20 protein-coding genes, 1 pseudogene and 1 riboswitch are annotated in these 21,407 nt (G+C 43.6%); of the genes and pseudogenes, 19 read left to right on the top strand and 2 right to left on the bottom strand.

Going from position 1 to position 21,407, the window contains the following annotated elements:
• The 18 genes and pseudogenes from AR334_RS30130 to thiW all read left to right on the top strand — a co-directional run.
• Positions 1-379: pseudogene (locus tag AR334_RS30130) on the top strand (hypothetical protein); the annotation flags it as partial.
• Between the two features lie 36 nt (positions 380-415).
• Positions 416-1,006 (top strand): sortase, encoded by a 591-nt coding sequence (locus tag AR334_RS09380; RefSeq protein ID WP_066308659.1) that lies wholly within the window; start codon positions 416-418, stop codon positions 1,004-1,006.
• A gap of 90 nt (positions 1,007-1,096) precedes the next feature.
• Entirely contained in the window at positions 1,097-2,590 is a 1,494-nt protein-coding gene (locus AR334_RS09385) for a helix-turn-helix domain-containing protein (protein WP_066308663.1), read from the top strand.
• Between the two features lie 189 nt (positions 2,591-2,779).
• A complete protein-coding gene (gene hutU, locus AR334_RS09390; protein WP_066308666.1) occupies positions 2,780-4,453 on the top strand; it encodes a urocanate hydratase in 1,674 nt (557 codons plus the stop codon).
• 20 nt (positions 4,454-4,473) lie between these two features.
• Positions 4,474-5,766: an imidazolonepropionase gene (gene hutI / locus AR334_RS09395; protein ID WP_066308669.1), complete on the top strand. Its 1,293-nt coding sequence runs from the start codon at positions 4,474-4,476 to the stop codon at positions 5,764-5,766.
• Positions 5,744-6,742, top strand: a complete 999-nt coding sequence (locus AR334_RS09400) for an agmatinase family protein (RefSeq protein ID WP_253701239.1) — start codon at positions 5,744-5,746, stop codon at positions 6,740-6,742. Before hutI ends, AR334_RS09400 begins: the two co-directional genes overlap by 23 nt.
• Positions 6,743-6,956: 214 nt before the next feature.
• Entirely contained in the window at positions 6,957-8,240 is a 1,284-nt protein-coding gene (locus tag AR334_RS09405; protein ID WP_066309376.1) for a YjiH family protein, read from the top strand.
• A gap of 264 nt (positions 8,241-8,504) precedes the next feature.
• Positions 8,505-9,905, top strand: a complete 1,401-nt coding sequence (locus tag AR334_RS30135) for a hypothetical protein (protein WP_216638018.1) — start codon at positions 8,505-8,507, stop codon at positions 9,903-9,905.
• A 47-nt stretch (positions 9,906-9,952) separates the two neighbouring features.
• Complete coding sequence (locus AR334_RS09415) at positions 9,953-11,068, top strand: glycosyltransferase family 4 protein (RefSeq protein ID WP_066308672.1); 1,116 nt, start codon at positions 9,953-9,955, stop codon at positions 11,066-11,068.
• A complete protein-coding gene (locus tag AR334_RS09420) occupies positions 11,052-11,837 on the top strand; it encodes a HipA family kinase (protein ID WP_066308673.1) in 786 nt (261 codons plus the stop codon). Before AR334_RS09415 ends, AR334_RS09420 begins: the two co-directional genes overlap by 17 nt.
• The gene (galU, locus tag AR334_RS09425; protein WP_066308679.1) at positions 11,837-12,721 is read left to right on the top strand and encodes a UTP--glucose-1-phosphate uridylyltransferase GalU; all 885 of its coding nucleotides are present in this window, start codon (positions 11,837-11,839) and stop codon (positions 12,719-12,721) included. Before AR334_RS09420 ends, galU begins: the two co-directional genes overlap by 1 nt.
• Positions 12,722-12,834: 113 nt before the next feature.
• Positions 12,835-13,080 (top strand): glutaredoxin family protein, encoded by a 246-nt coding sequence (locus AR334_RS09430; RefSeq protein ID WP_066308685.1) that lies wholly within the window; start codon positions 12,835-12,837, stop codon positions 13,078-13,080.
• Positions 13,081-13,210: 130 nt separating this feature from the next.
• Positions 13,211-13,957 carry a hypothetical protein gene (locus AR334_RS09435; protein WP_156431229.1) on the top strand — a complete coding sequence of 249 codons (747 nt, stop codon included), beginning with the start codon at positions 13,211-13,213 and terminating at the stop codon, positions 13,955-13,957.
• A 105-nt stretch (positions 13,958-14,062) separates the two neighbouring features.
• Positions 14,063-15,037: a M20/M25/M40 family metallo-hydrolase gene (locus tag AR334_RS09440; protein ID WP_066308689.1), complete on the top strand. Its 975-nt coding sequence runs from the start codon at positions 14,063-14,065 to the stop codon at positions 15,035-15,037.
• A gap of 106 nt (positions 15,038-15,143) precedes the next feature.
• Positions 15,144-15,253, top strand: a riboswitch (TPP riboswitch).
• A gap of 78 nt (positions 15,254-15,331) precedes the next feature.
• Complete coding sequence (thiM, locus tag AR334_RS09445) at positions 15,332-16,153, top strand: hydroxyethylthiazole kinase (RefSeq protein ID WP_066308691.1); 822 nt, start codon at positions 15,332-15,334, stop codon at positions 16,151-16,153.
• A gap of 1 nt (position 16,154) precedes the next feature.
• The gene (gene thiD / locus AR334_RS09450; RefSeq protein WP_066308698.1) at positions 16,155-16,967 is read left to right on the top strand and encodes a bifunctional hydroxymethylpyrimidine kinase/phosphomethylpyrimidine kinase; all 813 of its coding nucleotides are present in this window, start codon (positions 16,155-16,157) and stop codon (positions 16,965-16,967) included.
• Positions 16,964-17,626 carry a thiamine phosphate synthase gene (gene thiE / locus AR334_RS09455; protein ID WP_066308701.1) on the top strand — a complete coding sequence of 221 codons (663 nt, stop codon included), beginning with the start codon at positions 16,964-16,966 and terminating at the stop codon, positions 17,624-17,626. Before thiD ends, thiE begins: the two co-directional genes overlap by 4 nt.
• Positions 17,610-18,107, top strand: a complete 498-nt coding sequence (thiW, locus tag AR334_RS09460; protein WP_172799192.1) for an energy coupling factor transporter S component ThiW — start codon at positions 17,610-17,612, stop codon at positions 18,105-18,107. Before thiE ends, thiW begins: the two co-directional genes overlap by 17 nt.
• A gap of 180 nt (positions 18,108-18,287) precedes the next feature.
• Here the strand turns inward: thiW and AR334_RS09465 are convergent, their stop codons facing one another.
• On the bottom strand, positions 18,288-19,019 hold the full coding sequence (locus AR334_RS09465) for a protein-glutamine gamma-glutamyltransferase (RefSeq protein ID WP_066308704.1): 732 nt from the start codon (positions 19,017-19,019) through the stop codon (positions 18,288-18,290).
• A 97-nt stretch (positions 19,020-19,116) separates the two neighbouring features.
• Complete coding sequence (locus tag AR334_RS09470) at positions 19,117-20,337, bottom strand: MFS transporter (RefSeq protein ID WP_066308707.1); 1,221 nt, start codon at positions 20,335-20,337, stop codon at positions 19,117-19,119.
• A gap of 160 nt (positions 20,338-20,497) precedes the next feature.
• Between AR334_RS09470 and AR334_RS09475 the strand changes: the two genes are divergently transcribed.
• Positions 20,498-21,331, top strand: coding sequence for a hypothetical protein (locus AR334_RS09475; protein WP_156431244.1), 834 nt, complete (start codon positions 20,498-20,500; stop codon positions 21,329-21,331).
• The last annotated feature ends 76 nt before the right edge of the window (positions 21,332-21,407 follow it).

The following is a 21,407-nucleotide window of genomic DNA, read 5'->3' on the forward strand; positions in this document are numbered from 1 at the left end:
GGTAGAACCAGGGACTCCGCCGGTAGAACCAGGGACCCCGCCAGTAGAACCAGGGACCCCGCCAGTGGACCCAGGGACTCCGCCGGGAGATACTGAGACCCAACCAGGACAACCAAAGACACCACCAGTAAGTCCAGAGAATCTACCAGTAAACCCTGAGACCCCATCCACGGAAACCAATGTGTCAACTGAAACCGGTTATAAGGAAAACGCAGGTAAAAATCCTAATACAAAAGTGGAAACCACCGCGCTGAAGAAACTGCCAAAAACCGGCGAAGGCCTTCCGGTTAAAAATATTATCGATTTCGGAATTGCCGGTCTTCTTGCATGCTTACTATTATTAACTTTACGCAGAAACGGCAAAAAACAAGGCTTATAGATAAAGAAGATGTCGAGCAGACAAGTAGGTGACCAGTTGACTCTGATAAAAAAAATAATCCTATTTCTTCTTATTGGATTAATGATAATTAGAGGGTATTTATTCTACACTGACTGGTCCCACAATAAAGCAAGACAAGCGGCAGAGGAAATATTTCAGGAAACCATCTATAAAAAAACAAACAAAGCGTCCCAGGAAGCAGTGGAACTCAAAAAGGCACCTTTGCTCCCTAAGAATAATGCTGAAATCATTGGCAGGATTGAAATTGATGCTCTCCATCTTTCGTATATTATTTTGGAAGGTGTCACAGAGGAAAATCTATCTATATCTATAAGTAAAGTGACCGGTCCGCCAATCCATTCAAAAGGAAACCTTGTCCTTGCTGGTCATAATATGAGAGATGGAACATTGTTTGGAAAATTGAAGCATTTGAAAGTTTCGGACTCCATTCGGCTTCAGGATTTAACAGGAGTATCAAAAGAGTATATTATTTATGATAAAAAAATCGTAAAAGACACGGACCTTTCACCTTTAAACCAATTCATTTCCGAATCGCCAATTGTTACGCTCATTACTTGTACCACCCAAGAGGATGAACGGGCGATTTTCTTTGCTGAACAAAAATAGTAGAATAGAATTATCTATTAAAAATACATAAAAAGTTCCAATGGAACCACTTTTGTGTATTTTTTTTGTATGTAAAAAGGGGGTAGCCAGGTGGAAGGGAAATGGCTGATTGCAGATCGCGACTTAAACGAACGAGAAGGGCTTAAGTGGTTGTTAAAAACGTCGTCGATTCCGGTTACCAGCATTATCTTGGCAGCCGATTTTCAGGAATTTATCGTTTTATTCGAGAGAGAAGTTCCGGATATTTTGTTTATCGAACTTGATATGATTGCCAAAGAGGATTGGTCAAGTTTCCGAAATTTGATGCAAATCTATAATCCAATTTTAGTTTTAACAAGCGCCGAGGCTACCTTTGAAAAAGCGCGGCAGACCATCGAGCTGCAGGGGTTGGATCTAATGATCAAACCATTCTCTTCAACGAAAATTAAGTCGGTATTTCAAAGTGCTTTCCGTAAATTGGCCAGGAAAAATTCGAATGGCGCTTTCCCATCCAATTCCTATAAAGATGTTTCCTATGAACGTTTATTTTTGCCAGAGCCTACCGGGGAGGATCATTACCATATTGCCGCGTTCCAGACTGAAAGTAGGGAAGGGATCAGCACGCTATATTCATTTTTATCGGAATATCCGTTTAAAGACGATCAAGGAATCTTTGGATTGAGTGAGTCTGTTGTCGTTTTGTTTAAGGATTCCTGCAAAAATATGACAGAACAGTGCCAGAAAGCGATGCGCAAATGGGAGGAGGAATTCTCGGAACCTCTCGCAATTGTAGCGCATTGGAATCAAGCATCCCAGCTCCCTTTAAATGAGAAATACCTGCAAACGAGGAAGATGCTGGATTTTACCTATTATAAAGGATATCGACAAGTGGTCGAATTTTCCTCCTACCCGGAATGGGTCCATATCGATCCGTTTTTGGCACCTCCTGAACAGAGGGACTGGGTGGACATGCTAGCAAATTTTGATTTAGAAAAAATCAAAAACTGGTTATATGAAGAATTTCTAAACCTTCAGGAACCCTATCCGGACCCTGGACTCGTTCGAATCCGCTTGACTAGTATCCTTGCACAAATCAGAAGGTTCATGAAGACCAATCATCTCGATGAAGAGTCACGATATGAAAAGGAATATCGATATATATTTAACTCGATTCTGTATGATGCCGTCCTGTATAGGACCGTACAAAATCTTATTTTGTTCATCCAAAAAATTTTTGTTGGAACAAAAGAAAACATTCAAAATTTTAAACAAGACCCGATTGAACGGGGGATCGCGTTTATGGAGGCCAATTTTTCCAACAGCGGGTTAAAGCTAGAGGACGTAGCCAAGTTTGTCGACCGCAATCCGTCCTATTTCAGCCACCTAATTATGACGAAAACAGGGTCAAGCTTCACGGATGTCTTAGCAAAGATCAGATTAAAGGAAGCGAGAAGACTGTTAGTTGAAACCACGAAGCCAATTAAAGAAATTTCGATGCTGACAGGCTATCAAAATGCCAATTATTTTAGCAGGATGTTTAAGGAATCCACCGGGATGTCACCCAGGGAATATCGGATGAATACAAATAGACATGGATCAGTTTGAAACACTGGTCCTTTTTCTATCTAAAAATAAGTGTGGTTTTCTAAAAAATTTATTGTTTTTGGACAAAATACCTAAAATTAATCCTGTTACAATCAAAAAATATTTTCCTTTATCCAATGAACAGGTTATATTTATCAGAAGATTCCATCTCTATAATAATAGTATGAATTACTATAGGGAGTGGAGATTATGGAAGCGCATACAACCAACAAAAGAGTTGTCAAAAATTATAAGGGTACGGAGTTGCATGCAAAGGGCTGGATTCAGGAAGCGGCATTGCGGATGCTGCTTAATAATTTGGACCAGGAGGTTGCCGAAAGACCGGAGGATTTAGTCGTTTACGGCGGAATCGGAAAGGCGGCACGGAACTGGGAATCCTTTGACGCGATTGTGAAAACACTTTTGGAATTAGAAGAAGATGAAACATTATTAATTCAATCCGGGAAACCGGTAGTTGTTTGGAAGTCCCATAGAGATGCACCGCGGGTATTGCTGGCCAACTCAAACCTGGTTCCGGCTTGGGCCAATTGGGAGCATTTCCACGAGCTTGATAAAAAAGGTCTGATTATGTACGGGCAAATGACAGCGGGTAGCTGGATATATATCGGCAGTCAGGGAATTGTCCAAGGTACGTATGAAACGTTTGCTGAGCTCGCCCGTCAGGAATTCGGCGGTTCTTTGAAGCATACGATTACGTTGACAGCAGGTCTTGGCGGCATGGGCGGCGCACAGCCATTGGCCGTTACGATGAATGATGGTGTTTGTATTGCCGTTGAAGTAGATGAAACGCGCATCGACCGGCGAATTGAAACCCGTTATCTCGATGTGAAAGCTTATGATTTGGATGAAGCATTAAAGATGGCACATGAGGCTAAAGCAGCCGGAAAGGCTTTATCCATTGGCTTATTAGGAAATGCGGCGGAAATTTTGCCATTAATGATTGAAAAAGGCTTTTATCCCGAGGTGCTGACAGACCAAACTTCAGCACATGACCCGCTGAACGGTTATATTCCAGTAGGCTATACACTGGAAAAAGCAGCGAAGTTACGCCAAGAGGACCCTAAACAATATGTGAAGCTGTCCAAGCAAAGCATGGCGCTCCATGTAAAAGCAATGCTGACGATGCAGCAAAAAGGCGCCGTTACTTTTGATTATGGCAACAACATTCGTCAAGTCGCCAAAGACGAGGGTGTGGAAAATGCGTTTGATTTCCCTGGTTTTGTTCCGGCTTACATTCGTCCATTATTCTGCGAAGGAAAAGGGCCGTACCGCTGGGCAGCGCTTTCCGGCGATCCGGAAGATATTCGAAAAATTGACGAAGCATTGCTGCGTGAATTTAAAGATGACGAGCGTCTTTGCAAATGGGTTAGAATGGCTCAGGAGAAAATCGCCTTCCAAGGTCTGCCTGCCCGGATTTGCTGGCTTGGCTATGGGGATCGAGCGCGCTTTGGGAAGCTGATTAATGACATGGTAGCTTCCGGGGAAGTTTCGGCACCTATCGTTATCGGCCGCGACCATTTGGATGCTGGTTCCGTTGCTTCGCCAAACCGTGAAACGGAAGGCATGAAGGATGGAAGTGATGCAGTATCAGATTGGCCAATTTTAAATGCATTAATTAATGCTGTAGGCGGTGCCAGCTGGGTATCGCTGCATCATGGCGGCGGGGTTGGCATGGGTTATTCCCAGCATTCTGGTATGGTCATTGTTGCTGATGGTACGAAAGAAGCAGAGGTCCGTTTGCAGCGGGTATTAACGACCGATCCTGGAATGGGGGTTGTCCGTCATGCCGATGCCGGCTACGATCTCGCGATTAAAACCGCAAAAGAAAAAGGCATTAAGATGCCTATGCTGAAGCAGGATTAAGAGGGGAGGAATGACGGATCTTGACAAAACCAATTTTTATTAGGAATGCAGCTCAGCTTGTCACGTTACAGGGTAGTTCTGATGCGCCACGTGTAAAGGAACAAATGTCCGAACTTGGCATCATTGAGAATGGCAGTGTTTGGATTGAAGACGGAGTTATTCAAGCTGTTGCAAAAGATGAAGAGTTGATGGAGAAATATAGCGCCCGCCTTGGTGAGGCGGAAGTAGTGGATGCTAGCGGCAAACTTGTCACACCTGGTCTGGTTGACCCGCATACACACCTAGTTCATGCCGGCAGCAGGGAAAATGAATTTAATATGCGCCTTCAGGGAAAAACGTACATGGAAATCATGAATGCGGGCGGCGGGATTCATGCAACGACACGGGCGACAAAAGCGGCGTCACACCAACAGCTTTTTCAGGAAAGCTATGAGCGCCTGAACCAATTCTTGAAGCATGGCGTCACAACGGTTGAGGCAAAAAGCGGATATGGAATGGAATGGGAAACGGAGCTTAAGCAGTTGGAGGTGGCGAAGCAACTCCAGGAGAAACACGTGGTCGATGTTGTTTCCACCTTTATGGGGGCACATGCGGTTCCAAGGGAGTATAAGGAGAATCCGGATGAGTTTGTCCGGGTACTGGTGGAAGAAATGATTCCTAAGGTGGCGGAGCTTGGTCTCGCAGAATTCAATGATGTATTTTGTGAGCATGGCGTGTTTACACCAGAACAATCGAGGGTAATTTTGGAAGCTGGGAAGCGTTATGGCCTCATCCCGAAAATCCATGCCGATGAAATTGAACCCTATGAAGGAGCGGAGCTTGCGGCAGAGGTCGGTGCCATCTCGGCGGACCATCTTTTAAAAGCTTCCGAAAAAGGCATCATGGCAATGGCCGAAAAGGGCGTAGTCGCAGTGTTGCTGCCGGGAACAGCTTATTTTTTAATGGCAGAGTCGGCAAACGGCCGGAAAATGATTGACCTCGGAGTGCCGGTTGCCTTATCGACTGACTGTAACCCCGGGTCTTCCCCAACTGTCTCGATGCCGTTTATTATGAGCCTTGGCTGTTTAAAAATGGGCATGACACCTGCAGAGGTCATTACGGCAGCAACAATCAATGCTGCTCATGCGATTAACCGCGGCAAGGTGGTTGGCTCACTCGAGGTAGGGAAGAAGGGTGATGTTACCATCTTTAATGTCGGGAATTATATGAAGCTTCAATATTCTTACGGAATGAATCACACAGATACCGTGGTGAAAAATGGACGGGTGGTTGTTAAGGGAGGTCAATTGGTTGAAGAGCTTTCTTTATCCTAAACTGAATCCGCCAAGTTTTACATGGGTACGACCCGAAGCAGGCAGGTCTTCCGCTGCCAAAGTTCATGAATGGATTGAGCCGCTATCGGCAGCTTCCGATCCTGAAAAAAGCAAGGAGGCGGACTTCGTTGTAGTGGGTGTTCCGCTTTCCCGTTCTTCGATTAGTGCATCGGGTGCTTCGGAATTTCCGGATTCATTCCGGCGTTCCTGGAAAGGATTTACCACCTACAATCTGGACGAGGATGTCGATCTCGCAGAAATGACGGCGGTTGATGCCGGTGATGTTCCGATGCACGTAACCGATATCCGCCGCTGCCATGACAATATTATTGCGGCTTCGGCGGAACTTCATCGGCATTTTAGAGGTTCAAAGATTTGTGCCATTGGCGGCGACCATTCTATAACAGCAATGATGGTCAAAGGGCTGAAACAGGCAAGACCACAGGAGCGGATCGGAATTATTCAGTTTGATACGCATTTTGACTTACGGGACATGAGTGATAACGGTCCATCCAATGGTACGCCGATGCGGAATCTAATTGAAAGCGGTGTGGTGCGAGGCTCGGATATGTACAATATCGGCCTTCACGGGTTCTTTAACACGAAAGATTTAAAGCAGTATGCCGACGAACAGGGTGTTAACTATATAACCTTGGGCAAGGCTCGCAAAAAAGGGATCGAAGCAACGGTTGAGGCATGTTTGGAGGAATTGGCAGCGAAAGTGGATACCATTTACTTAACAGTCGACATGGATGTCTTGGACATCGCCTATGCCCCAGGGGTACCTGCCTCAACGCCGGGGGGCATGGCAACTGCCGAACTGCTGCAAGGTGTCCTCGCAGCAGGTAAGCACCCAAAAGTCAACGCCATGGACATCGTCTGCCTCGACCCGCTCAAAGACAGCGCCGTCCAGCCAACCGTAAAACTCGGCACCCACGTATTTCTAACCTATCTAACTGGGGTAATGTTGCGTTAGGTGTATTGGTGTCAGGCACCACAAAAAGACATTTTTGAGTATTTGTCCACCAGGGGTGGACAAATACTCAGTTAATGGATTAATCAACCGTATAGGGAATAAAGGGTGGGTTAATCGAACAAATGTTATGAAGGATTATTAAGGGGGATGGAGTATGGCAAATCATTCATTAGAAACTGGAAAAGTGGTACAAACTGAGGTACCGAATGGTAATATGTTGAATGTGATGAAGTTCTTTGTGTTTAGTGCAATTGGCATTTTTGTTTTCTTTGTACCTGTTACTATTAATGAAAAGTCTTCAATCATGCTGGATCATTTTGTTTCTTTTATTCAAACCGCGGTTCCTGGAGTGCTGCCTTATTATGCGTTACTCGTTATTTTGCTTGGGGCAGTTTATCCTTTCTATAAGAATACATGGAATAAGGATAAAGTTACGCTCGTGTTTTCAATTCTGAAAGTAATAGGTTTTGCCGCTGGGGCGATGTTTGTATTTAATGTTGGACCGAAATGGTTCTTTGACCCGGACATGGCTCCATTTTTATATAATAAACTAGTCATCTCGGTTGGATTACTGGTGCCAATTGGTTCTGTGTTTCTAGCCTTATTAGTAGGCTATGGCCTGCTTGAATTTGTCGGAATATTCATGCAACCGGTTATGAGACCAGTCTGGAAGACACCCGGAAGGTCTGCAGTCGATGCGGTTGCTTCGTTTGTGGGAAGTTATTCGATTGGGCTGCTCATCACCAACCGCGTATTTAAAGAAGGAAAATATTCGATTAAAGAAGCAGCGATTATTGCGACCGGATTCTCTACAGTGTCAGCCACGTTTATGATTGTTGTCGCGAAAACGTTGGACTTGATGAATATGTGGAATGCTTATTTCTGGGTAACGTTTATTGTGACATTTATAGTAACCGCTATCACAGTCCGAATCTGGCCATTATCAAAAATGAGTGATTCCTATTATCAGGATATGGAAGGCGAACAAGAGGTCCTTATTAAAAAGGACCGTGTAAAAACGGCGTGGAAAGAAGCGATGATTACTGCAAGCCAATCACCAAGCTTCGGTAAAAACATTTGGGACAACTTAAAAGACGGCTTTATCATGACAATGGGGATTCTGCCTTCTATCATGTCAGTAGGGCTCTTGGGACTTATTTTAGCTGAGTTTACTCCGGTGTTTGACTGGTTGGGCTATATTTTCTATCCGTTCACAGCCCTTGTCCAATTGCCGGAACCGATGCTGGCGGCAAAGGCAAGTGCTGTCGGAATTGCGGAAATGTTCCTGCCTGCCCTGTTAGTAACAGAAGCAGCACTTGTGACGAAGTTTGTTATCGGGGTTGTTTCAGTTTCATCAATTATTTTCTTCTCAGCGGTCGTGCCATGCATCCTGTCAACCGAAATTCCACTGACTGTCGGCCAACTTGTTGTCATTTGGTTTGAAAGGGTTGTCCTCACTATTCTGCTTGCAGCGCCGATTGCCTACTTAATTTTGTAAACTAAGAATCTTTTTGAAGCCTCGAGAAAAAACCTTGATTTTTTCAAGGTTTTTTCTTTTCCCCAACTGTATTCGGAAATTACGCTTTCACAAAATAGTCCTTTAGATGCATGATACAAGCCTTAACCAATTTGTCCATATATGAATTTACTATAGAAGGAGGCAGAACAAATTTTAATATTGATAACAATGGAGAACAGTCTTGGATCACGATGGTAGTGTTCTTCATTTTTGTCAAATGAACTCCAAGAAGGGAGGAACAAAATGAATATTGGACATTTGGAAATGATGATTGGGGGCATTCAGGTTGATAAAATGCCAAGGGGCGATGTAAATGTGATCAACTATTCCCAATTATACATGCTTGGAAAAGGACCCCTAGGAGCCATTTTCCACTATCAAGACGGTATTGGTGTGATGGTCTTTGCAAATGAGGATGACTGCAACCATGTCTTTAATGCCCTCAAACCCGGAGAGGATACCAATTTGGTGCCAAAGGTTTATGCTAAAGGAAGGCATTATATTGCAATTGAAATCGTGAAAGGGGTGGATATGCAGGAATATCTCAGAAACAGACCATCTTCAAACGTACTCTCAGAAAGATTAACATCTGTACTGGATGAACTGGTTACAAAAATCAGAGTTGAAAATAAAATCAACGCTGATGTGGATGTCGTTAATGATTCAGGGCTTGAAATGATGGGCAAGGGTCGGCAAGGTGCCGTTTTCCGTTATTCGGATGGCATTTGTGTAAAGGTTTTCGGAAATGAAGAAGACTGTAAGCGCGAATATTACGCCTTGTCACTTGGCCAGCACACCAATTTGTTTCCCAAAGTTTACGCGAAAGGGACGCTATATATTGCTATGGAGATTATCAAAGGGGTCGACTTGCGTGAATACCTACAATCTCAGCCATTAACTCCTGAACTTTCACGAAAATTAATTGAGATGCTGATAATCTTTAAAGAAATTGGCTTCGAGCGAATAGATCATCATAAACGACAGATTTACTTACAGCCTGATGGAAGTTTAAAGGTCATTGATGTTGCTAGAACCGTCTGGCGTGACCGGGTTTATCCTTATCCGCGCAAGCTCCTGATATCACTGGGTGAGGATAACAAAGCAGTGTTTATGTCACATGTTCGAGCAATGGCACCGCAGCTTTATGAGGAATGGCTGCACTACATCCGAATGGAAGAGCTGTCACGGAGAATTTATTCTGTACTGATTGAAACCTCTGACAAAAATAAAAAATTGAAAATCAACAACCTCCTAACCACAGCTGACGATCAAAACTACGTTAATTTGCTAGCTGGTCTCATGCACAAGGTTTTTAAAGAGGAATGGGTAAAGACAATGCTGGCTCGCGGTAACGATCCTGAGGAAGTCATGGCAAAAATCGATAAGTTTTTGGAGAAACGCGGACAAGGGGAAAAAATCGACCTTGGATTTGGAAAATGGGAGGATTACAACTTAGCGCAGGATTTTTCGGCCGAAGAGAAGCGTGATAAAGAAAAAGACAAGGACAAAGAGCGCAGTAAAAAGAAGGGCTATTCCAGAAGGTATGAAGGTCATCGTGAACGTGACCGACATGGCCGGGACCGTCATCATGAAAAGGGAAAAGGAAAAGGCCATCATAAATATGATGGACACCGTAAGCATTAATCAATATTTTGGGAGGAGAAGTCAGCAAAAGAGAGGTGAAACAAACGATGAAAATACTTGTCATCTGGCGTTTACTCACAGTTGGCGGGGTAAATGCCGGTTGGCGCAACCGCTCCATTTATTTTAAAAAACACGGGATTGAAACGGAATTCCTATACACTACGGACCATGGCGGACTCCATATCATGCAGGATGTGGCAAAAGTTTACCTTACCAAAGATGGGCAGGAGATTATTAAAATCATTAAACGAAATAACTATGGCGCCATTATAGTTTGTGATACAGGCGCCGCTTACAAATGGATCCGCAAAGCCCAATTTAAAGGTCCTGTATTGATTGAAGCCCGCACCCCTGAACTAATCAAGTTAATGCCCCATTTACAATCATTTCGTGGGATCAAACCACAATTAATAGTCGTTCCCTCCCATTATCAAAAGCGACTCGTCTCGATTCTGACCGAGGATATTCACATCCAGGTCATCTACAATGGTGTCGATACAGCTTTTTTCAGGGCGTTGGAAGAATCGGAAATTGATTACATTAGTTTGCCGGAATTGCCCAAGGGAAAGAAAGTCATTGGCTGGATCGGCCGGACCGACAAACGAAAAAACTGGCCGATGCTGATTGAAGTGGCCAAAAAAATTAAAGAAGAGCGGGATGACGTTGAGATTTGGCTGATTGGCGGCGCACAGAGTGTCCAGCGTGAGGAATTTTCGGCAGCCAGGGAGCAGGAGCAGCTTACCGATGTGATTAAATGGTTCCCGGTTATACCGTACCAGCAAATGCCTCATGTCTACGCAAAAATTCGGCAGTCCGGCGGATGTACCTTGGCAACGACCAAGTCTGAATCCTTTGGCAATACGTTTATTGAATCGATGATTTGTGGTGTTCCTGTGGTAGCATCCAATATCATGCCGATAAACGAATTGGTGGTAAATGGAAAGACCGGGCTTTTGTATCGCGGCCAGAATGTCGATGATGCGGTTGCAAAAATTTATGATGTTCTAGATAACGAGGGACTTCATCGTCAAATGTCCCTGGCTGCTATTAACCATGTAGAAAAAACATTTGCTATTGAAGTCGTTGCTGACCAATATGTTCAATTATTAAAAAAGATTATTGCTGGAAATAGCGAGGTCGGAAATCATGATAATGCCTATTAGCTATCAACGGAAACTTGATGGTAAGTCTAATGCTCATTTAATCACGTTTGATGATGGCAAGGACTATGTGGTGAAATTTATGCAACCGGGATTTGAAAAATCATTGCCAAATGAATGGGTCGGCTATTGCTTGGGGCGGTATCTTGGTATTCCAATTCCTTTTGCGAGAATAATAGAAATCCCGCGCGATTTCTGTGAACAGGTGCCCGAGCTTGCCGAGATGAGTGAATCGAAATTTCAATTTGCTTCATTATATATTCCGGATTGTAAAAATGGTCATCAAGTTTCGATTATTCCACAAATCAAAAACCAGCAGTGTTTAGCGGGTATTATTGTTTTTGATTACTGGCTCCAGAATCGCGATCGAACGCGCAAAAATATTCTTTTGCATGAAAAAGCGCCGAATGTTTACCAGCTTTGGGCAATTGACCATGCGGAGGTTTTTGGCTCCTACAATTGGCATCAGAATGAGATTGAAAAACTTCCTGCAAGATTAATAAAAAGTGCTACCCATCAATTAATGGCGAGCTTTATTAAGGACGAAAAGCAATTTTACGAGCAGTTGGAAATCGTCCAAACCATTCCTATTCTACTAATCGAGGAGATTGTGGGGTTAATCCCAGACGATTGGAATGTAACGAAGGAAGAGAAAAAGGCGATGGTAACGGCGTTAGTAACCCGACGTCAAAAGGTGCTTCCAAACTTAATAGATAGATATATAAAGAGAAGATATCGGCCACTTCATAAAAAAGGAAAGGAGAAAATTTGATGAAAGTCCGAAAGGCCATTATTCCAGCCGCCGGCCTTGGTACTCGGTTTCTGCCTGCTACAAAAGCACAGCCGAAAGAAATGCTTCCAATCGTTGACAAACCAACCATACAATATATTGTTGAAGAAGCAGTTTCATCGGGGATTGAAGAAATCATCATGATTTCTGGCAGGGGAAAAAGGGCGATTGAGGATCATTTTGATAAATCCTACGAGCTGGAAGATACACTATTGAAAAAGAATAAGTTGGCGGAATTGGCGGAGGTCCAGAAAATATCCAATATGGCAACGATGTATTATGTACGCCAAAAGGAGCCGTTAGGTTTGGGACATGCTATTCTTTGCGCGAAAAGTTTTATAGGAAATGAGCCATTTGCGGTTTTACTTGGGGATGATATTGTCGTTTCTGAAACTCCATCTTTGAAACAGCTCATTGACGTTTATGAAAAAAAGAAAAACTCGGTGATCGCTGTTCAAAGTGTACCGGATATGGATGTTAACAAATATGGAATTGTAAAGCCGAAAGGGACAGCGGGTGAGGATCATCTTTATTATGTAGAATCCCTCGTGGAAAAGCCCACGATTGACGAAGCACCCTCCAATCTGGCGATTATGGGCCGTTATGTGTTGGCCCCGGAAATTTTTGAAATACTGGAAGGACTTCCGATGGGAACAGGGAATGAACTGCAGTTAACTGACGCCATCAATGAATTAAACAAAACTCAGGAAATAATCGCCTGTGATTTTAAGGGAACCCGCTATGATATCGGCGACAAAATCGGATATATCAAAGCAACAATCGACATTGCCCTTGGGCGGGAAGATACCAAACAGGCTGTTATGGACTATTTACACGGATTATTGCTCGGGAAAGCGCAGGAATAGACATTTCTCGAGAGGGTTTGTCGAAGGTGGGCGATGTTTGAGAAGGCTCGAGCAGGTCATTATATCACCAGTTTGATATAATGAAAAAAACAAATAATACTGGGAGAGGCGCAATGAGCAAACATATAATTGTTTATACCACCAACGACTGTATCGAATGTACAATGGTCAAGAAAGTTCTTGCTGAAGAAGGGGTCTCCTTTGAGACACGGAACATATTAGAAAATCTTGAATATCAACGGGAAGTGGAGAAGTACGGTTTTCTCGGAGTCCCGGTTACGGTTTTCGAAGGTCGTGTAGTGAAGGGCTTTACGAATGAACTGAAGGAACTAATTGAAATGGCGAAAGCAAATAACTAGTAGCAATGTGAAAATGGTGTAAAACAATGTGGTTTTACGCCATTTTTATTTAATTGAAGGGAATTTTGAATCTTTAAAGAATTTATACCTTATAGAGGAAAATCAAATTTGGAAGGGGGCATTCGGAATAATGAATTCAAAAGGAACCTTATCTAAGTCCGGAGTTTTTGTCTACGAGAGTTATAAGGATAATATCATCATAGACAAGTATAATCGTGTCTTTAGTAAAATGAGGGGTTCTAAGCTTGAGGCCATTCGGAGCATTAATAGTGAGGATTCGATGACCTGGAACGCTTTTCGGACACTGCAAAAAATTGATCCGGAGATTTGGCTCCCATTATTGTTTCAGCAGACGTTCCAGGAACAACGTTGTGATCTTGTTGAAAATATGAAAATATCACTGTGGAAAAGGCTAAGTCCGCCTGTGGGATGGGGATTGCGCGAGGGGGATTCCGAAATCGATGTCATGCTGGAAAATGACCATTTTGTTTGGATCATCGAAGTGAAATATAAGAGTGATGTCAGCATGGGGACCACCCATGATAAAACGAGAAACCAAATTCTCCGGAATATTGACCTAGGAACCGATTATTCCGGCGATAAGGATTTCTATTTTTCACTGTTAATCCTGGATGAAAAACACTCCCCAAAAGGAATCGGAATAATTGAAAAGTATGGAAATACCGGAGAGTCGGTGGCGGAAGAACTCCCACACCGGGGCGGGCAATTACGGAACCTGAAGAAGATCTCGTTATTGAAATGGCAGGAGTTAAGGGATCTTTTCGGTTATTGCGAAGAGAACGCCCTATACGAAGACGAGCAGCTGCTGTCAAGGCTTGCTAAAAATGATTTGGAGCGTAGGATCATAGGGCGGTAATTCACTTTGGATTTTTTTAACTCAAACACGGGGGAGTTTATGGGTATATCGTCCTTAGAATTAGCATAAACATGGCTATGTCTATTATAACGGGGGAGGAAGAATATGCGCGTAAAATTGGTTCGTAATGTTGTGTTGACAAGTGCATTATTGATTTCGGGTATCTTTTCAACTTCGGCAGCAAAGGTGGAGGCACAAAAACCGGTTGTCGGGACAGAGGCCTACCAGCATGTTTATCATTTAACCGAAAACATTGGATCAAGGGTTGCCGGATCTGTAAACGAAGGAAAGGCTGGAGATTATATTTTTAATGAACTAGAAAAGCTTGGCTATCAACCTAGCAAACAAGATTTTACATACACCAGAGCAGGCAGGACAATTAGTTCAGCCAATATTGTTGGAATCAAGGAGAGCCGTTCCAATAAATATAAAGACAACCCGCAAGTTATTATTGGGGCCCATTATGATTCCGTAAGCCTTGGCAAAGGGGCGGATGACAACGCCTCGAGTGTAGGGGTTATACTAGAAACTGCAAAAGCTATTCAAAAAAGAAATCTTCATTATGATATCAAGTTTGTGTTTTTTGGTGCTGAAGAGGCAGGATTACGAGGTTCAAATTATTATGTTTCGCAAATGTCCCAAGAAGAAAAGGATAGAACCATTGTTATGATCAACCTCGATAGCTTGCTTGCCGGTGACAAAATCTATGTATATGGCAGCCCTGGTGAAGATGGCTGGATTCGTGACCTAGCCCTCGATATTGCCAAAAAGAAAGATATCCCGCTGGAAACCAATCCAGGAATCAACCCAGAATATCCGAAGGGAACAACCGGAGATTGGAGCGATCATGCCCCATTCCAGAGAGCTGGCATTCCTATCGGCTATCTTGAAGCAACAAACTGGGAGCTTGGCGACTTAGATGGATATACACAAACCGTCAAACACGGCGGGGTTTGGCATACGAAAAATGACAACCTAGAATTCCTTGAAAGGGAGTTCCCGGGCAGGGTGCAGGAACATCTTCAGCACTTTACGGAGATATTAACACAATTATTGTTGGATATGAAAAAAGTTCAATAAAACATTGGGGACTTTTTCCTATTTTAAGGTGATTCACCCTTATTATGGGCAATTCCCTTTACATTTGAAGGTTAAAAGATTAATCTGTACTTAAATTCATAGTTTGTAAAACTACTAGGGGTGCCCTGTTAGCGGGCTGAGAGAAAACGGCAACGTTTTTAACCCTTCGGACCTGATCTGGGTAATACCAGCGTAGGAAAGTAGAGTATCTATCATGACGGTTTCTCACTCTTACTAAGCCAGGTCCAATTATGGATCTGGTTTTTTTATTTTTTCAAAAAAGGGGAGAGCAAATTGGAAAAAAACAGAGTTTATGAGATCTTGCAAAAGGTGAGGGAGGAAAATCCGCTTGTCCACAACATCACCAATGTGGTTGTGACCAATTTTACCGCAAACGGCCTTTTGGCACTGGGAGCTTCACCAGTCATGGCCTATGCGGCAGAAGAAGTGGCGGAAATGGCACAGCTTGCCAGTTCATTAGTCTTGAATATTGGAACACTAAACACCCAAACGGTGGAGTCGATGCTGCTTGCCGGAAAGGCGGCCAATGAAAAAGCTGTCCCGGTGATCTTTGACCCGGTCGGGGCAGGTGCTACCCGGTTTCGGACTGAAACGGCCAAGAAAATCATGAACAAGGTCAAGGTTGAAATTATTAGAGGCAATGCCGCTGAGATTGCCAATGTGGTGGGTGAAAAGTGGGAGATAAAAGGTGTTGATGCAGGCGAAGCGCAGGGGAATATTTTCGAACTCGCGGAAACAGCCGCAAAGAAACTAAATTGCATTGTAGTGATTACGGGTAAGGAAGATGTGATTACTGACGGCGAAACGATCTATCTTGTTGGCAACGGACACCCGCTGTTAACGAAGGTGACTGGTGCAGGCTGCCTGCTTACATCGGTTATTGGGGCATTTGCGGGAGTCGAAAAAGATTTACTTGCATCGGCTGTCGCGGCGCTGACATTTTACGGGATAGCGGCGGAAAAGGCTGCGGAAATCACAGCTGAATGCGGACCCGGCAGCTTTCAGATCGAATTTGTGAATCAACTATCACAAATCTCCCAGGAAGATATTAATCTCAAAGCCTCATTTAAAAAATTGACTGGAGCTGAAATGTAAAATGAAAAAAGCGCTAACAATTGCTGGTTCGGACAGCGGCGGTGGAGCAGGAATCCAAGCCGATCTCAAGACTTTTCAAGAGCTCGAAGTGTACGGGATGTCGGCATTGACTGCCGTAACCGCCCAAAATACATTAGGGGTCCATGGGGTTTACCCAATGACGGCGGAGGCAGTGGATAACCAAATGAAAGCAATTGGGGAGGATATCGGCACAGATGCAGTAAAAACCGGGATGCTGTTTAATGCAGAGATTATTGAGATTGTTGCTGAAAATCTCAAAAAGTTCCAATGGCCAAACGTAGTCGTGGACCCGGTGATGATTGCAAAAGGGGGTGCGTCCCTTCTGCAGCAGGAAGCAATTATAACGATGAAAAAGTACCTGCTGCCCCTCGCTAAAATCGTTACACCGAATATTCCTGAGGCAGAGGTGCTTACGGAAATGACGATTTTAACTGCAGAGGATAAACGTGAAGCCGCGAAACGTCTTTATGAATTTGGTGTTAAAAATATTGTGATTAAAGGCGGTCATGAGGAAAATCAGTCAGACTCGATTGATTTATTGTTTGATGGCAACGAGTTTTATAGTATTACCAGCAAGCGGATACATACAAAAAATACCCACGGGACCGGCTGTACTTTTTCAGCGGCGGTCACGGCAGAACTGGCTAATGGATCTTCTGTCAATGAAGCTATTAAGCTTGCAAAGGAATTTATTCAGGCAGCAATTGAAGATGGGATTGTGATCGGACATGGTCATGGCCCCACCAACCATTGGGCGTATCAAAAAAGAAAAATCGAGTTGGTGGAATCATGAATCGGCTGCGGGATGCATTGAAGGTATATTTTATTATGGGAAGCACCAATTGTCTTAAGGACCCGCGTGAAGTGTTATCTGAAGCGATTGAGGGAGGGATTACACTGTTTCAATTTAGGGAAAAGGGTGCAGGTGCATTGGAAGGTGAGGGAAAAATTCAGTTGGCCAAGGCGTTGCAAAAACTGTGCCGGGAACATGGAATCCCGTTCATCGTCAATGATGATATTGACCTTGCACTTGCGGTAGATGCGGACGGCGTTCATATTGGCCAAGAGGATGATTCTGTTGAAAATGTAAGGGAAAGAATAGGAGGAAGAATCCTTGGTGTTTCCGTTCATTCAAAAGAAGAGGCGCTTGCAGCCATTAAGGGCGGAGCCGATTATTTTGGAATTGGGCCCGTGTTTCCAACCAATACTAAATTGGATGCAAAGGCTGTTCAGGGAACGAAGTTGATTCGGGAATTGCGGGAAGCGGGATTTACCGTCCCGATTGTGGGGATTGGTGGAATCACGCCGGAAAACGCTGCATTGGTAGTGGCAGCAGGTGCTGACGGGGTTTCTGTCATCACCGCCATCAGCCATGCCAAATCGCCGTTGGAGGCTGCAAGAGCGTTATATAAGAGCGTGAAGGAGGTAGAAGTCAGTGAAAAAAACGCATAAAATGACATTGACGGCGATGATAATCGCAATTGGCACCCTGTCCAGTAATCTAGTCGTAATTCCAATCGGTTTTACCAAGGTGTTTCCAATGCAGCATTTTCTGAATGTGTTATCCGCAGTCCTTTTGGGTCCTTATTACGCGGTGGCCCAAGCGTTTTGTGTCTCCATGCTGCGCAACCTGATGGGCACAGGTTCTATTTTTGCCTTTCCGGGAAGTATGGTCGGTGCATTTCTGGCAGCGATGTTATTTGTAAAGTTTCGAAAAGTTCAATTTGCTTTTTTGGGAGAAGTAATCGGTACCGGTATTCTTGGGTCCTTGCTCTCATATCCGATTGCAACACTTATCCTTGGGCAAGAAGCAACTCTATTTGGGTTTATTCCACTTTTTATCTTTAGCTCAATTGCCGGAGCACTTCTAGGGTTTGTCATCCTAACTGTATTCATGCGAAAGAAAGTCATACCCATGAATATGAATATATGAAGCTGCTTCGAGAGTAGTATATTGCTAGCAATAAGATATCAATATTATAGCAAGCGCTATTCATTAATTTATCATGGCCTCAGGCACCGTTCACATTACATATATAGGGATTCATTGGTAACTGTCCACCCCAGGCGAACAAATGTCCTCGAACGGTGCCTGACACCATTTCTCACTCCATCACCTTAAAAATGATAAATAATAGGGTCTGGAGATCATGGTCATGAGGTAGGCTGATATGTTCGCGTTTTCTCTTCGTTTTTTGTTTAGGAAGTCGATGATGGTCTTGGCGTTTTGGATGCCGACTCCATGACCATAGTATTGGTCGCCGCCAAAATAGACTACGTTTTCGGCACGCCACCACGGTTCCTTTGGGCTGAAGTCAGGATTGTTGAAATGCAGGACATCTCCGGGCAGGAAGTCGTCCCCATACCTATGAATGACGGGCAGGTCTTCGTCAAATTGCCAGCTTAACAAGTAGAGCCTGTTAAACAGCAGGTCAAATCTACTGCTTCCGATAGAGTAGAGTGCAGCAATATAGAAGACAATGGCAATACCTGTTGTACAATCAGTGGCATATAGCTTACCGTTTTTCAGAATATCCAAAATGGCAGCAGATGGACTGACATTCGGCTTTAACAGGAAACCGCCATTACTTAATCGATCCCAGTATTGCTTATTGCAAAATGCATAGGCAAACGTTGTAAAATGGAGACCACTTTTATTAAGCTCTCTTGCTGCACGCATTGTATTGGTTCTAAATTCCAGTTCAAACTTTAAATGCTCAACCGTTAAGTATGCATACACTTCACTGTAGGCGGCCATTTGTTTAACGATGTTTCTTTGTTCGGTATTTTTTATCTCCTTGAATAGTGCCTCGGGTTTGACCGTTTGATTATTTATTCTTATCATAACTCTCCCCCCAATTCTCCTGCTTTCTTAAAAATATGTGAAATAGCAAATATTTATTTATATTGTTTCAAAAGAAAAAGCCAGGGCAAGTGAAGCCCTAGCTTTTTGCAAATGCCGGTTTGTTGTTCTTCATGAATTTAACGTACATGAGCAGGAACACGAGGGCACTCATGAATCTCAACACAGTGCTGATATTAAGAGCTGGAATCATGCCGGTCAATTCGAGCAACCCGATGCCGATCTGCGGAGCGACAAAGGCGACGAAGGATAGGAGAACATTGTAGGTTGTGATGCAGTACGTTCTTTTTTCCTTCGGTGATTGTTCCAGCAACAAATTAAACAACAGCAACATCGTCCCAGACACGAAGAAGCCCGATGTCATGCTGACGAAGGTCAAATAATATAGATTCGTAGATAAGGCGTTAAGGAATGGAGCGGTCGCCATTCCGAGTGCAACCCAAACTAGCATCAACGTATTAGACTTTTGATCGGCCCACTTTTTCCAAAGTGGAAACGAAAAGATCTGAACCAATTGGTTAGCCACGGAAAAGATGCTAATCCAAAGAATCGTCGCATGGGCATATTTGACATTGTAAATATTGAAAAGCCCCCATGCCATCTGCCAGGTAAAATTAAAGGTTAAAGCTGCGATGAGGAACCATTTATAGCCCTGGTCTTTAAAAATCGACCAATCCATAGTGGCATTCCTTTGCCCCTTAGCGGCTTTGTGTTGCACTGTTTCTTTATGCTTCATTAAGAAAACTACCTCAAGCAGGCCAAAAGCAAAAGCCAGGCCAAACAAGATTTGATAGGCAACGGCACTGTTGGACTGATTTTTCATGACAATCCCGATGATGAGCATGGTGATCATCCCAACAATCGTTAACAGCCGGTTTCGGTCGCTAAAAAAAGCTCCCCTTCGTTCATCGGCAATCATCCCGCTAATCAGCGTTTGCCAGCCGACGTTGGAAATGGTTCCGGGCACATTCATTAGCGCAACAATAATGAGAAAGGTCCACGCTTGAACCGAAGGTTGCAGGTAAACCACTCCGGCCAGCAGAAAAAACATAAGCCTGCTCCATAATACATTCATTGCCACCGTTTTCTTTTGCTCGTCCAGCCGGTTTAAAATAATCGCTGCCGGTATAGTCATAATCAAAGCAACCAAAGGCGGCAGGGAACTGATTAAGCCGACCTGATAATTGGTTGCTCCGAGGATGGATATGGCGAAAATCGGATAATAGTTGCTGGCTAAATTCGCTGCTACGGTTGATACCATTCCATGATAGATGCTGATTTTTTCATTGTAAGTACGCATGGGCTCACCATTTTCTATTAATATACAAAGCTATTATACAGCCAAATTTCTTCGTTGCACTAAATATTTTTTTAAAAATGAAAAACAACGACAAATTCTTTCGATTTCCGGCATTCTATCCGGACATGCTATAATGAAACCACAAAGAAAGTGGAAGGACGTGAAAAAATTGGCAGCCCAACAATCGCAGCTTCAAAAACAGACACAATACATACCGCCAAAGAGCGACTACGCAACCTTTTTGGATGAGGCCCATTTTAAGGAGAAATTGAAGGAGTGGGGTCTTCCCATCGCAAAAAAGGAATTTTTGTACAAAGACCGTGGCTTTCAAACGGTTGTATCGATCAAAGGCTATGAAAGCTATGGTATCACAGGCGAATACAACACGTTGGTCATTGAATTTGATGACGGCAAGTTGAGCTTAATCCATCCTGCGTATTTAAAAGAAATGCAGTCAGCCAGTTTTGGCAAGGAAAGCCTCGTGCCGCTTGAAGAAAAAAGCAGCGGTGGGGCAGAAACGCTGGAAGGGGAATCGGTGGATACCGCACCCGCTAAAACGCAATCTCCGATGAAAGTGGAACAGGAAGCCGCGAAAGCTGATCCGGCTACACCAAAGGCAGTGAAACCAAAGGAGACAAAACCAAAGAAAGAGAAGGCGCCAAAGCTGGTGCTTCCGGCGGATAAAGTCCATTTTACCGCCACAGTTAAACAATTTGCCTTAACATATAATCCATTTAATGAAGAAAATGACGAAGTCGTAGTTCTGGAGAATGTCCAAATTGTTCAGGACGAGCCACTTGAATTGGGCCTTTCCTGGTGCAGCCACAGCAAAACCTTGAAAAAATTCGATCTCGCTCCCGGCAACCAGCTTGAGTTTGATGGGAAAGTAGCGGCGAAGAAACTGGCAAAGGGGAAGGACGCAGCGGAAGAATTCATTGTCGATGAACCGGTGTTATACAAAATCAATAATCCATCCAAAATTGTAAAAAAATAAAATGGGACTGAAGCCAGTCCCATTTTTTGCTTTTGAAAAGCTAATCTTCCAGGCGGTTCGTTGCGTTCCATAAATA

It is taken from the genome of Bacillus sp. FJAT-29814, from assembly GCF_001510715.1.
Lineage (GTDB): Bacteria > Bacillota > Bacilli > Bacillales > Cytobacillaceae > Neobacillus.

Bases quoted from the DNA above. Each gene is read 5' to 3' on its own strand.
- AR334_RS09440 (WP_066308689.1), top strand. From the start codon at position 14,063: ATGCGCGTAAAATTGGTTCGTAATGTTGTGTTGACAAGTGCATTATTG.
- thiE (WP_066308701.1), top strand. From the start codon at position 16,964: ATGAATCGGCTGCGGGATGCATTGAAGGTATATTTTATTATGGGAAGC.
- AR334_RS09435 (WP_156431229.1), top strand. From the start codon at position 13,211: ATGAATTCAAAAGGAACCTTATCTAAGTCCGGAGTTTTTGTCTACGAG.
- AR334_RS09420 (WP_066308673.1), top strand. From the start codon at position 11,052: ATGATAATGCCTATTAGCTATCAACGGAAACTTGATGGTAAGTCTAAT.
- AR334_RS09470 (WP_066308707.1), bottom strand. From the start codon at position 20,337: ATGCGTACTTACAATGAAAAAATCAGCATCTATCATGGAATGGTATCA.
- AR334_RS09405 (WP_066309376.1), top strand. From the start codon at position 6,957: ATGTTGAATGTGATGAAGTTCTTTGTGTTTAGTGCAATTGGCATTTTT.
- AR334_RS09415 (WP_066308672.1), top strand. From the start codon at position 9,953: ATGAAAATACTTGTCATCTGGCGTTTACTCACAGTTGGCGGGGTAAAT.
- AR334_RS09465 (WP_066308704.1), bottom strand. From the start codon at position 19,019: ATGATAAGAATAAATAATCAAACGGTCAAACCCGAGGCACTATTCAAG.
- AR334_RS30135 (WP_216638018.1), top strand. From the start codon at position 8,505: ATGAATATTGGACATTTGGAAATGATGATTGGGGGCATTCAGGTTGAT.
- AR334_RS09430 (WP_066308685.1), top strand. From the start codon at position 12,835: ATGAGCAAACATATAATTGTTTATACCACCAACGACTGTATCGAATGT.
- galU (WP_066308679.1), top strand. From the start codon at position 11,837: ATGAAAGTCCGAAAGGCCATTATTCCAGCCGCCGGCCTTGGTACTCGG.
- hutU (WP_066308666.1), top strand. From the start codon at position 2,780: ATGGAAGCGCATACAACCAACAAAAGAGTTGTCAAAAATTATAAGGGT.
- thiD (WP_066308698.1), top strand. From the start codon at position 16,155: ATGAAAAAAGCGCTAACAATTGCTGGTTCGGACAGCGGCGGTGGAGCA.